We start from the raw sequence: 13665 nt of genomic DNA, 5'->3' as shown, positions 1-13665 counted from the left end.
AAAGAAGCCCCATGGAGCTTTTCAGCCATGTAATCGGACAGATTAACAGCTTTCTGGCGCCGATTCTGGTGATCGGACTGCTGGGCGCCGGGCTGTTTCTGACGTTGCGGTTGCGCTTTATCCAGATTCGTAAGCTGGCGCACGGGTTTGCCGTGGCTTCCGGGAAGTATGATAACCCGGATGAACCCGGAGACGTCTCGCACTTTCAGGCGCTGACCACGGCGCTTTCGGCCACGGTGGGGATCGGTAACATCGCGGGCGTGGCCATCGCCATCCACGTGGGTGGCCCGGGCGCGCTGTTCTGGATGTGGGTGACGGCTTTCCTGGGCATGGCCACCAAGTACAGCGAGGTGACGCTCGCGCTGCACTACCGCGTGCCCGTCGAGTCGGACGGCAAGGTCTGGGCCGGTTCGGTGGCCGGCGGCCCCATGTACTACATCGAAAAGGGACTCGGATGGAAGCCGGTGGCCGTCTTTTTCGCCTTCATGCTGATGATCACGTCGTTCATGACGGGCAATGCGGTGCAGGCCAACACGATCGCCACACAGGTGCGTGATACTTTTGGGATCGAGACCTGGATCACGGGTCTGATTACGGCCACACTGGTCGGACTGGTCATCATCGGCGGTATCCGGCGCATCGGGGCCGTGACGGGCGTGCTGGCTCCCCTGATGGCCGGGCTGTATGTGACCGGTGCGCTCTTGATCATCTTCGCCAACCTGGAGCATGTGCTGCCCGCCTTCGGGACGATCTTCCGCGAGGCTTTCAACCCGACGGCCGGGGTGGCCGGCACCGGCATGGGTGTGCTGCTGACCACGCTCACCTATGGCGTGCAGCGCGGGCTGTTCTCGAACGAAGCAGGTCAGGGTTCGGCCCCGATCGCGCACTCGGCCGCCAAGACCGACGAGCCGGTCTCCGAAGGCGTGGTGGCCTTGCTGGAGCCGTTCATCGACACGCTGGTCATCTGTACGATGACCGGGCTGGTGATCGTGATCACGGACGTCTGGAACGACCGCGTGCCCACCACGCTGCCCCTGAACGACGTGAACATCACCTACGTAACGGGCAACGACGAACTCGGCTATACGCGGGTGGCCACGCCCGACTCGGTGCGGTACGTGGACGGGCGTCCGGTCGAAGGGCAGCCGCAACTGGCCTACTTCGAAGTGGGTGTGCCCCGGCTGTTCGTCGATGAGGCGCAGACGCAGCCTTTCACGGGCACGATCTACCCACTGCAGGCACAGGCCCGAAGCGACGACGGCCAGGTCTACACGCGGCTTTACGGTGATGCAGTGCGCAGCAGTGCACCGTTGACCACACTGGGCTTTGAGCGCGGGCTTTCAAAGCTGGGACTCGAAGGACTGGGCCGCTACATCGTGCTGCTGAGCGTGCTGCTGTTTGCCATCTCGACGGCCATCTCCTGGAGCTACTACGGCGACCGCTGCGCCTACTATCTCTTTGGCACGAAAGGCATTCTGCCCTACAAGGTGGTCTTCCTGATCATGCACTTTCTGGGGGCCGTGGTGGCCGTCACGACGATCTGGGACGTGGGCGACGTGGCGCTGTCGCTGGTGACGCTCCCGAACGTGATCTCGCTCGTGCTGCTTTCCGGCACGCTCAAGAAGCTCACCGACAGCTACTTCGAGCGGCAACCCTGGAGAGAAGATTACGAGGCGCACCGGCGCTGGGTGGAGGAACGCCGTCGGAAGAAGCTGGAAGCGCAGCAACAGAAGCCATGAGCACGCTCACCGTCGTCGATCATCCGCTGCTCAAGCGCGACCTGACGCTGCTCCGGCGGCGGGAGACCACGCACGGGCAGTTCCGGCAGATCGTGGCCGAGGCGGCGGCCATTCTGGCCTACGAGGCGTTGCACGATCTGGCCGTCGAACCGATTCCCATCGAAACGCCCCTGGAGCCCACCACCGGCTACCGGTTGGCCGAGGAAATCGTGGTGGTGCCCATCCTACGGGCCGGCCTGGGCATGGTGGACGGCTTCGTGCGTTTTGTGCCGGAGGCCCGCATCGGACATCTGGGCATGCAGCGCGACGAACGCACCAAGCAGCCCGTCGATTACTACAGCAACATTCCCGGCGGGATCGAATCCGCCCGTGTGTTCGTGGTCGATCCCATGCTGGCCACGGGCGGCAGCGCCGTGCAGGCCATCCATCATCTGAAGGCGCACGGCGCCCGACGCTTCACGTTCGTCTGCCTGATCGCCGCGCCGGAAGGCATTCGTGCGCTGCAGGAAGTGCACCCGGACGTGCGCATCGTTACGGCCGCCGTGGACCGGGGGCTCGATGAGAATGCCTTCATCCGGCCCGGACTGGGCGACGCCGGCGACCGCATCTTCGGAACCGGAGGATAAAGCCAGCCATGCGTGCGCTGATCATAGCCTGTGTGGTGTTGTTGCACCTCGGGCCTGTGCCGGGTGCGGAGGCGCAGCAATTGCAGGTGCCCGACCCTGTGCTGAAAGGGTTGCCTTTCGCTGTGACCGTCGAGGGCCTGACGCCCGACAGCGGCTATGTGCTGCGTGTGGAAGACCGGACGTACACGCTGGCGCCGGATAACGGCGTGCTGCGGGCCGACAGCGTGCGGGTCATGCGCAGCGGCCGCGTGCCGATCGTGCTGGAGCGGGGCGGACAGGTGGTGGCCCGGGCCGAGGCGCGGGCGCTGCCGGGCTGGACGTCGGTGCTGCCGCCGCTGCTGGCCATTCTGATTGCGCTGCTTTTCCGGCGCGTGGTGCCCGCGCTGTTTCTGGGCATCTGGCTGGGCGCCTGGCTGGCTACCGACGTGTCGCTTCGAGGCCTCTGGCAGGGGTTGCTCGATGCGTTCGACGTGTACGTCCGCAACGCGCTGGCCGACCCGGACCACGCCGCCATCGTACTGTTTTCGCTGATGATCGGCGGCATGGTGGGGATTATCTCGAAAAACGGCGGTATGCAGGGGGTGGTCAACCGCATCATCCGCTGGGCCGGTGATCCCCGTCGCGGACAGCTGGCCGCGGCCGTGCTGGGACTGCTCATTTTCTTCGATGATTACGCCAACACGCTGGTCGTCGGCAATACGATGCGGCCCGTCACGGATCGCCTGCGCATCTCCCGCGAAAAGCTGGCCTACATTGTCGATTCGACGGCAGCCCCGGTGGCCGCGCTGGCTTTTGTGACCACCTGGATCGGCTACGAGGTGGGACTGGTCGGGACGGCCGTGGCGCAGATCCCCGGCTACGACGAAAGCGCCTATTCGATCTTTCTGAACTCCATTCCCTACAGCTTCTATCCCTGGCTGGCCATTCTGTTCGTGTTTGCCGTGGCCTGGACGCAGCGCGACTTCGGGCCGATGTACCGGGCCGAGGTGCGGGCCCGTACGACGGGGCAGGTGCTGGGACCCGATGCCCGCATCGATGAGGCGGCCGCCGAGGGCCGGGAGTTTCGCCCACCGGACGACAAACCGCACCGCGCCCGCAATGCGCTCATTCCGATTCTGGTGCTATTCGTCTCGGTGCTGGGCGGGCTGTACGCGACGGGCGAGGGCGAGACGCTTCGAGAGATCATCGGCAGCGCCGACTCCTATAGGGCGCTCATGTGGGGCTCGCTGCTGGGCGTGCTGTCGGCCGCGGCGCTCTCGATCGGCCAGCGGATCCTGACGCTCGACGAGACGATGGAGGCCTGGTATGCCGGCCTGCGCTCCATGTTTTTTGCCATGATCATTCTGCTGCTGGCCTGGGCGCTTTCGTCGATCACCGAGGAGTTGCGCACGGCGCAGTACCTGTCGTCGGTGCTCAGCGAGCGGCTGGCGCCGGGACTGGTGCCGGCGCTCGTGTTCGTGCTGGCGGCGGCCACCGCTTTCGCCACGGGCACGAGCTGGGGCACGATGGGCATTCTGCTTCCGCTGGTGGTGCCGCTGGCCTGGCACGTACTGGCGGCCAGCGGGCTGCATACGGAGGCCGAGTATCACCATATCATCTATTCGACGGTCTCGGCCGTACTGGCCGGTGCCGTCTGGGGTGACCACTGCTCGCCGATCTCCGACACGACGATCCTTTCGTCGATGGCTTCCGGCTGTGACCACATCGAACACGTGCGCACGCAGCTCCCCTATGCGCTTTTCGTGGGGATCGTGGCGGTGCTGCTGGGTACGCTACCGACCGGCTTCGGTCTGCCCTGGTGGATAGCCATGCCGGTGGCCGCCGCCGTCTTGCTGATCGGACTGCGTCTGGTGGGCAAAAAGGTCCCGGCTGCACCCGAGCCGGTAGAGGAGTAAAACGCAAAAGCTGGCAGCAATGCGCGGCGAAGGGCGTATCTTTGCGCTGAAAAACGGAACGAACGTTTTCAGGGTAATGCGCGGGCAGCTATTTCAATGTGATCCGGCCTTTGAGTAGAGGGAGCCTTTCCAACCCGGCGCAGGTAAACACAGCAGCGAGCTGAGCAGACAAACGGGACGCTATGCCTACAGCACTGGAATTGCGAGGGGGTGGCTGGAGACCCTACCTGAGCGCTGCAAAGCGTCGTGTAGCCGAACAGCATGAAATACTGGCCGGGTGCGAAGAGCGGGATGCGCTGATTGATCGGGCTCGGTCGGTGGCGCAGGCGTTGAAGGCGCGCTTTGGCGTCCGGCGTGTAGTACTTTTAGGCTCGCTGGCCCATGGTGCCTGGTTTGCACCGGATTCTGATGTGGACCTGGCGGTGGAAGGGTTGCATGCTGCAGATTACTGGGAAGCCTGGCGGTTGGCTGAGGAGATGATTGCTGACAGACCGGTGGATCTGATCGAACTGGAACGGGTCGGTAGCGCCCTACGCCAGGCTATTGAACGCTATGGCATCGAGTTGTGAAGGCGCGTTACATAGCACTGGCAGAACGGATTCGGGGTGAAATCCCCGAGTTGGAGCAGGTGCTGGGTCGGGCCCGTCAGGCGTGGGTGCGATTGCTTCAGACCCCCGAGGAATGGGCTTATCTTGATGCTGTGGCCTTGAATCTGCATGGCTTTTATTCCGGCGTCGAACGTCTGTTTGTCCTGATTGCCCGGAACGTAGATGAGCGGGTTCCCACAGGACAGACATGGCACCGCGACCTGTTGCGCTGGATGGCTGAAGACGTTCCAGAAATGCGACCCGCCGTTATTGGCCAGACCACCGCACATACCCTGGATGAATTCCGCCGTTTTCGCCATCTGGTGCGCAATGTGTATACCATGAACCTTACACCGGAGAAAATAGAAAGCCTGATGGCCGTTCTACCGAAACTCTGGAGTACGCTACGTGAAGAATTGCTGGCTTTTGCTGAGTTTCTGGAAGCGCTGGCAAACGCGGCACAGGATGATGAATGAGGCAGGGCGTATCGGCCGGTTCATAAAAAAATTTTTCCACAGAGGTTATGAAGCTACCCTGCACGGTGTCTTTCTTATCGTAGGAGCAGGGCATGTTTTGACCAGCTTTTCTTCACCGAATGCCGGTGCGCGCGACAGGCGGTCATGCACTGCGCGGGCCGCAGATCCTGCGGTTGCAGCGGCTGCTGGAATGGCTGCGCAGCGGCCGTCCATTGACCACCACACTGGCGGCCCGGCACTTCGAGGTTTCCCGGCGCACGATCGCCAGCGACATCGAGTACCTGCGTCGACTGGGCGTGCCGGTGGCCTATGATCCCCGTCGCCAGACGTATTACCTGGAGGAGCCTTTCACCGAAAACCTGCCGCTGATTGCGCTGGATCGGGCCGAGCTGGCGGCCTTTCTGGTGGCCCGACTGGCGCTGGAGGCCTTTGGCGACACGCCGGACGCCGCTCTGCTGGAGGCGGCTGTCGAACGGCTGGCGGCGCATCTGCCCGAGCCCATTCACGTCGATCCCGACACGCTCACGCGCACGCTGCGCTTCGAGATGGGACCGCGTCCGCGCACCCCGCTGCGTTATCTGGACGTGCTGCGTCGGGCGGCGGCCGAGCAGCGTGTGGTGCACCTGCACTACTACGCCAACTACGCGGACGCGCTCACCGAGCGCGACGTGGAGCCCTATGCCATCGTGGCCCATCAGAGCCGCTGGTACCTGGTGGCCTACTGTCGGCTGCGGCAGGCCATGCGTGACTTTCGCATCGACCGCATCCGGCACCTGGAACTGCGTGAGGAGACCTTCGCGCGGCGGCCGGACTTCGACCTGGAGGCTTACCTGGGGCCGGCCTTCGGTATGCACCGGGACGAGCGCACCTATGCCGTGCATCTGCGCTTTTCGCCCTATCAGGCCCGCTGGATCCGGGAGGAGCAGTGGCATCCAAGCCAGGTGCTCGTAGAGCGTCCGGACGGCTCGCTGGACGTGCACCTGCAGGTGACGGGCCTGGCCGACGTGGCGCGCTGGGTGCTCAGCTACGGGGCCGAGTGCGAGGTGATCGGCCCGCCCGTGCTGCGCCATCGCATCGCCAGCGAAGCCCGGCGCATGGCCGAACGCTATGGCGTCGGGGTGTACGATCAACCTTCAGCTTTACGCGACGCGAAGAACCACTGAACGGAGGTGCCCATGCGTTTACGACTGCTGTTGACGCCGTCCTGTGAGCCGGTGCCGTTCACCTATCCTTACCGGCTGGCGGGCGTGCTGCACCGCTGGCTGGGACAGAACGACTGGCACGATAACCTGAGTCTCTACTCCTTCGGCTGGCTGCAGGGGGGACGCCTGGGGAAGGGGGGGCTGCACTTCCCGAAGGGGGCGTTCTGGACGCTCAGCTTCTACGAGGGCGAACCGGTGGAGCGGCTGGTGCGGGGTATCTTTCGTGATCCGTCCGTGATCGCCGGGATGGCCGTGGCCAGCGTGCAGACGCTACCGGTGCCGTCGTTCGGCCAGCGGGCCGTGTTTCGTGTGGAGAGCCCGGTCGTGGCGCGGCGCGTGCGCGCCGACGGCGGCCGGGACTACCTGACCTGGGAGGACGAGGCGGCCGACGAGGTGCTCACGCGCGTGCTGCGTCGCAAGCTGGCGGCGGCCGGGCTGGGTCATCTGGCGCCGCAGGCCACCATGCGTTTCGATCGACGCTACCGGGGGGCCAAGACCAAGCTCGTGCGCATCAAGGGGATCGACCACCGGGGCAGCCTGTGTCCGGTGATCGTCGAGGGCCCGCCCGAGGTCGTGCAGTTTGCCTGGCTGGTGGGCGCGGGCGAACTGACCGGCTGCGGCTTCGGCGCCCTGGGCGAGCCGGTGGATTGGGTACATACTCGCCCGGCTGGCAGGCGGCGTCTTGAAACAACCTGACAGTGAGCCATGGCGCGCATTACACTTTCTCTGGACCGGCCTACCGGGAATTTCTGGATCGATACAGGGCTGGTGGTGCTGATTCAACAGTTTGGCGAAGGGGAGCATGAGGCAGAAGAAGTGTTGCGTAAGCTTGTGGACCGACTCGTACAGAAGACCGGAAAATCCGGGGTATACTTTGATCAGGCCACCGGCCAGTTTCGTGAGTACGAAAAGGTAAACTGGGTTTATCCAACCAATCTTTTTATTAAAGTCTCCGGAGTTGCACCAAAAATAGAAATCCAAATTAATGGTAAAAAGGAGAAATTTTTTACGCAGCCGCCTGTTTTCGATCTGAGCTTGAAGCTACGCAAGAGCAAAAATCCATGTGACATATGTGGTGACGTGGTTCCGCTTACTGATGCTAAAATGTGGATGTATCCTTTTGTGGTAGAGCCAGGGAAATTTGGTACGTTCTACCCGGGCACAAAGCGAGGACTCAAGCTCTGCGCTCGTTGTGCCCTGGCCGGACTGGCCGGGTATCTGGGCTGGCTGTGGAAAGCACAGGGAAGAAATGCGCTGCATTTCTTCATCTTTCATGCAGATCTGCGCGAAATGAAGCGTCTGCATGAAGAAGTGTTGCGTCCTTTACAGACGAAGGGTTCAGGAGGCGGTACGGCGCCGGTAGCTTTTTTCGGTCCATATCTGCATGAAACGACCTTGGGATTACTGCTGGCACTCTTTGCGCACGTACCGGAATCGGATCGGCTTTCTGAGACAGCACGTCGGCTGCTGGCTACGCTGCTGGGAGCAAGTGCCGAGGCGCCTCCGTCTGCAGTGACCCTCTATGCGGTTACCGGGAAGCCAGGCCAGGCTTTCAACATGCAGGCACTTCGGGAATTTTCCCGGCTGCAACCGCTGTATCGACTTTACGAACAGTGGCGTCAACGGCTTCAGGAGATAGCTCCGAATCCACATCAGCGGCTCGTTGATGTGTTCAGGCAATTTCAACAAAGGCGAGATGGCGATACTGAAACGCTCTGGCGGGACAGGATTGCCCGTGCAATTCTGGAATTTGACGACCCTTTGCCGTTTGTCGAGCAGTTTCTCTTTGAGGCGCGGGCGCGTGAGGAGCATCCCCGACCGCTCACTCCCGGGACGCTGGATGTGTTGAACCATTACATACAGGAGGTGCTTGGTATGGAAGAACAATTCAGGCGCACGCTGGCAGGCTTCGGACACACGCTGGGGGCTGCAGCCCATGAGCACAACGAAATGGGCCTGCTCTATAGCCTGCGCAATGCCAGAAATCCGGAAGACTTCTATCGGGTCCTTAACGATGCGCAGTTCCGGCTGGAAATCACCGTGCCGGAGGCTTTGCTTCAACTGGAACGCGGCGAGCGTATTGCCGGGGTGCCCTGGGGGCGGGTGAAGACGCTGCTCGCCATCTATGCCATGAACGCCTACCTGCGCAGAAGCGCACCACAGACGGAAACGTCGCAACCAACCGAACAGGAGGAGTAGCCATGAGCCGGGCTATTGCGATTGGCTATCTGGCCAGAGTATCCGCCGGGAACGTCAACGCTTCCCACACCGAAGGCAACGTGGTGGTGACCAAGAAAGTCACGTTGCCGGATGGCAGCATGATACCGTATGTCTCCGGACAGGCCATCCGCCGCATGCTACGCGACCGCCTAGCCGACCTGGGCTATGCGCTTTCAGACCCTTGTGCGACCGTAAGCGGGCAGGAAGTGACGCCTCCTGTGCGTCCGTGGGAGTTTGTGGACGAAGACCTGTTTGGCTATCTGGATCCTTCTGGAGGGCGGCGCCGCACTTCGCCCGTCCGCGTGTCTGCAGCCGTGGGATTGTTTCCGTTCCAGGGCGATCGCGACCTGGGCACCCGCTCGTTCGAGCGCTTCGGACAAGCGATGGAAGCGGGCGGTAACATGTTTGAGACGGAACTGTATGCGAATCTTTTCAAGGGAGCACTTCTGATTGAACTGGATCGTGTGGGAATTTTTACGCCGCTGGAACTTGGGGAGGAGCAGGGGCGAAGCCTTGATCCGTCCGAACGGCGTCGGCGGCTGCAGGATCTTCTGGAAGCGCTCAATTTGCTCTGGGGTGGAGGGCGCACGGCCCGCCTGCTCTCGGACCTTTCGCCCAGATTCATTGCCTACGCGCGACTCGAGGCCAAGCATCCGGTTTTTCTGGAAGCACTGGCGGCGCACTACGAGGACGGGCACTATGTGCTGGACCTGGCGCCACTTACCAATGCACTGGATCGCTTTGGCCGGTATCGCCAGCAGACGCTTTTCGGAGTGGAGCCGGGGATTTTTGGAAATGAGGAAGAAATCCGTGCCGCGCTGGCTGGCTATGGGGAGGTACTGACCGTACACGAGGCCCTGAATCGGGCCAAAGCAGACGTGAGCGCACTATGGAATGGGTCCTCGGCGTAACGGTACGGGCACCGGTAGCGTCGTTCCGTCGTCCCCTGGACCACAACTACCAGCGTACGCTTCCGATGCCACCGCCCACCACGTTGCTGGGCATTGCCGGAGCGGCGCTGGGGTTGTCGGATCGTGCCCTATGGGCACCGAACAGCCCGCTTCGCAAGCTGAAGGTTTCCGTGTTGATGGACGACGACCACATGCCCGGACGTGCCCGTGACATGTGGACCGTGCTCAAAATCAAAGGTGGCCGGATTGCCGAGCGTTCGCCCTATTTCCGCGAACTGTTGTTCGGCGTGCGCTACACGCTGCTTTACGGCGGAGAAAAGTCGGTGCTCGAAACGCTGGCAGCAGCCTTCGACGAGCCCGCCTATCCGCTATCGCTGGGGCGAGATGATGAACTGCTTGTGATTGAATCGCTTGACATGGACGAAGTGCAGTCGGGCCCACCGTGCTTTCAGGGGACGTTGCTCCCCGGCGATGTTCGTCAGATAGAAGGACTGCGCCCACAGGTGTCGCCCGGCCTTCACTTTGAACCGCCGCTTGTGGAGACGCTACCGCTGGCCTTCTCAGTGGACCGCAAAGGCGTGCGTAATCCCGAGCGCATGACCCCGCTGAGTTTCTTACCGGTGGGCATCGAAATCGAAGTACCCGGTCTGCAGGCTTTGCAATGGCAGGGGCGCAGTTTTGTATGGGCGAATGGAATGACAGGGTAATGGCTTAATGGACGAACCGCGGCTGTTTTTTCGACACCATGCACTGCAACGCATGGCCGAGCGGAAGATTACCGTGGAGGACGTGAAGCGCGTCCTGAAAACCGGCGAGACGATCGCCTCTTACCCGGAAGACCGACCTTATCCGAGCCGGTTGGTTCTGGGCTGGATCGGAACGCGGCCGTTGCATATGGTTGTAGCAGATAATGACGAAGACAACGTGCAGATCGTGATTACCGTCTACGAGCCTGATCCGACCCTCTGGGAAGATGATTTCAAACGGAGAAGATCATGAAATGCGTGATCTGTAAGACGGGACAGACACAGTCCGGGAAGACCACGGTTACGCTGGAGCAGAATGGAGCCGTACTGGTCGTCCGGGAGGTGCCGGCCGAGGTGTGCCAGAACTGTGGCGAGGTGTACCTTCCCGAAGAGGTGGCCCGGGCCCTTACACGTCTCGCCGCACAGACGCTGAAAAAGGGCGTGGTGGTTGACGTACGCGAATTCAACGCCACCATGGCGATGTAAGCCGAAGGCTCGATCCAGGCATGGGCTATGCTACTGGCCAAACCAGACGTTTCGCTGCTTGATCATCTGGCCGAAGTAACCCGACTGGGTGCGACGCTTGCCGATCGGCTCAAGCTTCCAGAGCCGCTACGTCAGAAGGTAATTCTGGCCTGTGCCTTCCACGACGTCGGAAAAGCAACTGAAGATTTTCAGGAATACATTCGCGGACGGCGAAAAAAGGCCTACCCGCATGCACTGGCTTCCCTTCCCTTTATTTTGCTGGCCGAAGGGCTGCTCAATCAGCAACAGGGAACTGACCGGCATGCACTGGAAGCTACGGGAGCCGTACTCACGCACCACTCCCCACTGGGAGCCCGATTGTATCTCGGCTATCGGGGAAGTCGGGTAACCTTTCATGAGTCGCTGTATGCGTTCTTGACAGAGCTCTGGGATTTGCTGGCGCGATATGGGATAGGCGATCTTCCGAGTGTTTCTGAATTCTGGCACAGTCTTCAGGGCCTGCTTCAAAGTGCGCCGGCAGATCTACTGGAAAGTGTTCTGGAGCTGGGAGCAGCCCGACACTCTTTACGCGGGTTGCTCCGGTTGCAGCAGGTTGAGCGTTTCGCCCGGGTTAAAGCCACGCTGCACCTGGCCGACTGGCTGGCGTCGGCACAACAGCCAGACCCCCACATCCTGTTTTTGCGGAATGGCGCGAGTGCTATAGGGCGGTACGCCCGGCAGCTCGAAGGCCCCCTGCGGGAATTCCAGAGAAAGGCGCAAAGTGTCTCAACTGAAAAGGTGCTCTGGCTTCGTGCTCCCACAGGCACAGGCAAAACCGAGGCCCTGCTTCTCTGGGCAGGCGACACGGAACGCCTGATCTATCTGCTACCCACGCAGGCAACCACGAACGCCATGTGGCGCCGGCTGCGTCGCATCTACGGCGACGATGCCGTGGCCCTTGCGCACGGGCGCGCCGCCTATATGCTGCGCATTGAATCAGATGAAGACCCACTGGATGCGCGGCTGTTCGGATCTGTTTTCGCCAGACCCGTGGTCGTCGCTACGCTGGATCAGTACCTCCTGGCCCATCTGCATGGACGCCACTGGGAAGAACGTCGGACGCTTGCCCGCTGTGCTACCATCGTACTGGACGAAATCCATGCCTATGAACCGTACACGCTGGGGTTGTTGCTGGAGGCACTCAGGCGCGAACTGCCGGCACGGCTGGCGCTGGCCAGCGCAACGCTTCCGGAGTCGTTGCTGCAGCTTTTCCCTGAGGGATATCTGGTCGAAGCAGAAGAGGATCTCTGGCAGCGGCGGCGGCATCACGTTCAGCTGCGGAAGGGAAGCCTGTTGGAAGAGGGGATGCAACAGGCCCGAAATTTTGCCCATCAGGGGCGACGGGTGCTTGTGGTGGCCAATACCGTGGCCGATGCGCAGGCACTTTACGAGCAACTGCAGGCTACCGGATTGCCCTGTACCCTGTTGCATGCGCGTTTTGCCTTTCGTGATCGTCAGCACAAGGAGGAGCGAGTGGCCCGGCCTCGGCCAGGCTCAATTTTTATTGCTACCCAGGTCGTAGAGGTCAGTCTGGACATTTCCTACGACGTACTGCTGACCGAAGTGGCACCGATCGACGCCCTGGTGCAGCGAATGGGCCGGGTGAACCGTCGCGGAGACAACCCGTCGGCACCGGTTCTGATTTACACGAACTGGTCTGAAGGCGCGCGCCGCATTTACGGTCAGGACGTGCTGGAGCGGAGTCTGGAGATCCTGCAGACACTTCCCGCAGAGCCCACGGATGAAGAGCTGGCTCGGGCGACCCATCGACTGTACGAGTACGTGCTGCATACCGAAGCCTGGCAGCAGGAACTGCAGGAAGGGCGCCAGACGCTGGATGAGCTGCAGCGGATTCTGGGATGCTACACGATCGACCTTACCGACGAGCAGTTGCGTGCGCGCTTTACGACGCGACGGGGTATGATTTCGGTCGATGTATTGCCTCAGTGCTATGTTCAGGAAGCGCTGCAGCTCAAAGAACAGGGGGAAGGCTGGCGTCTTCCGGAGCTGCTGGTCCCGGTGCCGGTGTACTGGCTGATCAAGGCACCGGACGCTTTCGAGGAACTCGCAGACCTGCAGGTGCGCCAGACCGGCCTTCCCTACGACGCAGAACGCGGACTTCGGCTCACCGACGACTGGCAGACCCGAGTGGAAGCTTCTATACTGTAAATCCCTATGCCTGAACTTTCCATCACTGGCACGCTGGTGAACTACTTTGTGCTCTGTCGGCGCAAGGCGTGGCTGGCCGTGCACGGGCTCTGGATGGAGCAGGAGTCGGAGGCCGTGGCGCTGGGACGCCTGCTGGACGAGACCACCTATGCCGACGAGCTGCAGCACGTGAATGTGGAAGTGGAAGGCCCCGAAGGGCTCCGGCTGGCCGGACGCATCGACTGGGCCGAGCTGCGCGACGGCGTACTCCACGAGACGAAACGGAGTCCCTCCGGCCTCGAAGCGCACCGCTGGCAACTCCGCTTCTACCTGTGGTTGCTCAAGCTCCGGGGTGTGACGCGGCCCGACGGTCGTCCCTTCGAAGGCCAGCTCAACTTTCCCCGCCAGCGCCGCACCGAAACCGTCACGCTCACCGCAGACGACGAAGCCCGGTTGCGCACGCTCGTGCAGGAGCTGCATCAGACGGCCGCCCGACCCACACCACCGTCCCGCCTCGAAAACCGCCGCTTCTGCAAAAAATGTGCGTACGAGGAGTTATGTTTTGGGTGAAATGGTGTCTATAAGGGTAA

Annotated in this window: 14 protein-coding genes; all 14 read left to right on the top strand. The window is 61.9% G+C overall.

What is annotated here, in order from left to right; genetic code table 11:
* The first annotated feature begins 11 nt into the window (after positions 1-11).
* The 14 genes from GYH26_RS09110 to cas4 all read left to right on the top strand — a co-directional run bounded on the left by GYH26_RS09110 (position 12) and on the right by cas4 (position 13645).
* Positions 12-1739 (top strand): alanine/glycine:cation symporter family protein, encoded by a 1728-nt coding sequence (locus GYH26_RS09110; RefSeq protein ID WP_161541379.1) that lies wholly within the window; start codon positions 12-14, stop codon positions 1737-1739.
* Entirely contained in the window at positions 1736-2365 is a 630-nt protein-coding gene (gene upp / locus GYH26_RS09105; protein WP_161541378.1) for a uracil phosphoribosyltransferase, read from the top strand. The genes GYH26_RS09110 and upp overlap by 4 nt, the downstream gene beginning before the upstream one ends.
* Positions 2366-2373: 8 nt before the next feature.
* Positions 2374-4260, top strand: coding sequence for a Na+/H+ antiporter NhaC family protein (locus GYH26_RS09100; protein ID WP_161541377.1), 1887 nt, complete (start codon positions 2374-2376; stop codon positions 4258-4260).
* Between the two features lie 182 nt (positions 4261-4442).
* Positions 4443-4829, top strand: a complete 387-nt coding sequence (locus GYH26_RS09095; RefSeq protein WP_242006354.1) for a nucleotidyltransferase family protein — start codon at positions 4443-4445, stop codon at positions 4827-4829.
* The gene (locus tag GYH26_RS09090; protein WP_161541376.1) at positions 4826-5323 is read left to right on the top strand and encodes an antitoxin; all 498 of its coding nucleotides are present in this window, start codon (positions 4826-4828) and stop codon (positions 5321-5323) included. The genes GYH26_RS09095 and GYH26_RS09090 overlap by 4 nt, the downstream gene beginning before the upstream one ends.
* 119 nt (positions 5324-5442) lie before the next feature.
* Positions 5443-6486 (top strand): helix-turn-helix transcriptional regulator, encoded by a 1044-nt coding sequence (locus GYH26_RS09085; protein WP_161541375.1) that lies wholly within the window; start codon positions 5443-5445, stop codon positions 6484-6486.
* A gap of 12 nt (positions 6487-6498) precedes the next feature.
* Positions 6499-7221 (top strand): CRISPR-associated endoribonuclease Cas6, encoded by a 723-nt coding sequence (cas6, locus tag GYH26_RS09080; RefSeq protein WP_161541374.1) that lies wholly within the window; start codon positions 6499-6501, stop codon positions 7219-7221.
* Positions 7222-7230: 9 nt separating this feature from the next.
* On the top strand, positions 7231-8724 hold the full coding sequence (locus GYH26_RS09075) for a hypothetical protein (RefSeq protein WP_161541373.1): 1494 nt from the start codon (positions 7231-7233) through the stop codon (positions 8722-8724).
* 2 nt (positions 8725-8726) lie between these two features.
* Positions 8727-9656, top strand: coding sequence for a type I-B CRISPR-associated protein Cas7/Cst2/DevR (cas7i, locus tag GYH26_RS09070; RefSeq protein WP_161541372.1), 930 nt, complete (start codon positions 8727-8729; stop codon positions 9654-9656).
* Positions 9635-10363: a CRISPR-associated protein Cas5 gene (cas5, locus tag GYH26_RS09065; RefSeq protein WP_161541371.1), complete on the top strand. Its 729-nt coding sequence runs from the start codon at positions 9635-9637 to the stop codon at positions 10361-10363. Before cas7i ends, cas5 begins: the two co-directional genes overlap by 22 nt.
* Positions 10364-10370: 7 nt before the next feature.
* Positions 10371-10655: a DUF4258 domain-containing protein gene (locus GYH26_RS09060; protein WP_161541370.1), complete on the top strand. Its 285-nt coding sequence runs from the start codon at positions 10371-10373 to the stop codon at positions 10653-10655.
* Positions 10652-10888, top strand: coding sequence for a type II toxin-antitoxin system MqsA family antitoxin (locus GYH26_RS09055; RefSeq protein WP_054682796.1), 237 nt, complete (start codon positions 10652-10654; stop codon positions 10886-10888). Before GYH26_RS09060 ends, GYH26_RS09055 begins: the two co-directional genes overlap by 4 nt.
* Before the next feature lie 27 nt (positions 10889-10915).
* The gene (cas3, locus tag GYH26_RS09050; protein WP_161541369.1) at positions 10916-13096 is read left to right on the top strand and encodes a CRISPR-associated helicase Cas3'; all 2181 of its coding nucleotides are present in this window, start codon (positions 10916-10918) and stop codon (positions 13094-13096) included.
* 6 nt (positions 13097-13102) lie between these two features.
* The gene (cas4, locus tag GYH26_RS09045) at positions 13103-13645 is read left to right on the top strand and encodes a CRISPR-associated protein Cas4 (RefSeq protein WP_161541368.1); all 543 of its coding nucleotides are present in this window, start codon (positions 13103-13105) and stop codon (positions 13643-13645) included.
* The last annotated feature ends 20 nt before the right edge of the window (positions 13646-13665 follow it).

It is taken from the genome of Rhodothermus marinus (assembly GCF_009936275.1).
GTDB lineage: Bacteria > Bacteroidota > Rhodothermia > Rhodothermales > Rhodothermaceae > Rhodothermus > Rhodothermus marinus_A.
Note: the sequence above shows the minus strand (reverse complement) of the source record. Positions and strands in the feature narration are given on the sequence as shown.

What these genes read in the sequence shown, in the direction of transcription:
- GYH26_RS09110 (WP_161541379.1), top strand. Translation starts at nt 12, where the DNA reads ATGGAGCTTTTCAGCCATGTAATCGGACAGATTAACAGCTTTCTGGCG.
- GYH26_RS09055 (WP_054682796.1), top strand. Translation starts at nt 10,652, where the DNA reads ATGAAATGCGTGATCTGTAAGACGGGACAGACACAGTCCGGGAAGACC.
- cas5 (WP_161541371.1), top strand. Translation starts at nt 9,635, where the DNA reads ATGGAATGGGTCCTCGGCGTAACGGTACGGGCACCGGTAGCGTCGTTC.
- cas3 (WP_161541369.1), top strand. Translation starts at nt 10,916, where the DNA reads ATGCTACTGGCCAAACCAGACGTTTCGCTGCTTGATCATCTGGCCGAA.
- upp (WP_161541378.1), top strand. Translation starts at nt 1,736, where the DNA reads ATGAGCACGCTCACCGTCGTCGATCATCCGCTGCTCAAGCGCGACCTG.
- cas6 (WP_161541374.1), top strand. Translation starts at nt 6,499, where the DNA reads ATGCGTTTACGACTGCTGTTGACGCCGTCCTGTGAGCCGGTGCCGTTC.
- cas4 (WP_161541368.1), top strand. Translation starts at nt 13,103, where the DNA reads ATGCCTGAACTTTCCATCACTGGCACGCTGGTGAACTACTTTGTGCTC.
- GYH26_RS09075 (WP_161541373.1), top strand. Translation starts at nt 7,231, where the DNA reads ATGGCGCGCATTACACTTTCTCTGGACCGGCCTACCGGGAATTTCTGG.
- GYH26_RS09100 (WP_161541377.1), top strand. Translation starts at nt 2,374, where the DNA reads ATGCGTGCGCTGATCATAGCCTGTGTGGTGTTGTTGCACCTCGGGCCT.
- GYH26_RS09060 (WP_161541370.1), top strand. Translation starts at nt 10,371, where the DNA reads ATGGACGAACCGCGGCTGTTTTTTCGACACCATGCACTGCAACGCATG.
- GYH26_RS09095 (WP_242006354.1), top strand. Translation starts at nt 4,443, where the DNA reads ATGCCTACAGCACTGGAATTGCGAGGGGGTGGCTGGAGACCCTACCTG.
- cas7i (WP_161541372.1), top strand. Translation starts at nt 8,727, where the DNA reads ATGAGCCGGGCTATTGCGATTGGCTATCTGGCCAGAGTATCCGCCGGG.
- GYH26_RS09085 (WP_161541375.1), top strand. Translation starts at nt 5,443, where the DNA reads ATGCCGGTGCGCGCGACAGGCGGTCATGCACTGCGCGGGCCGCAGATC.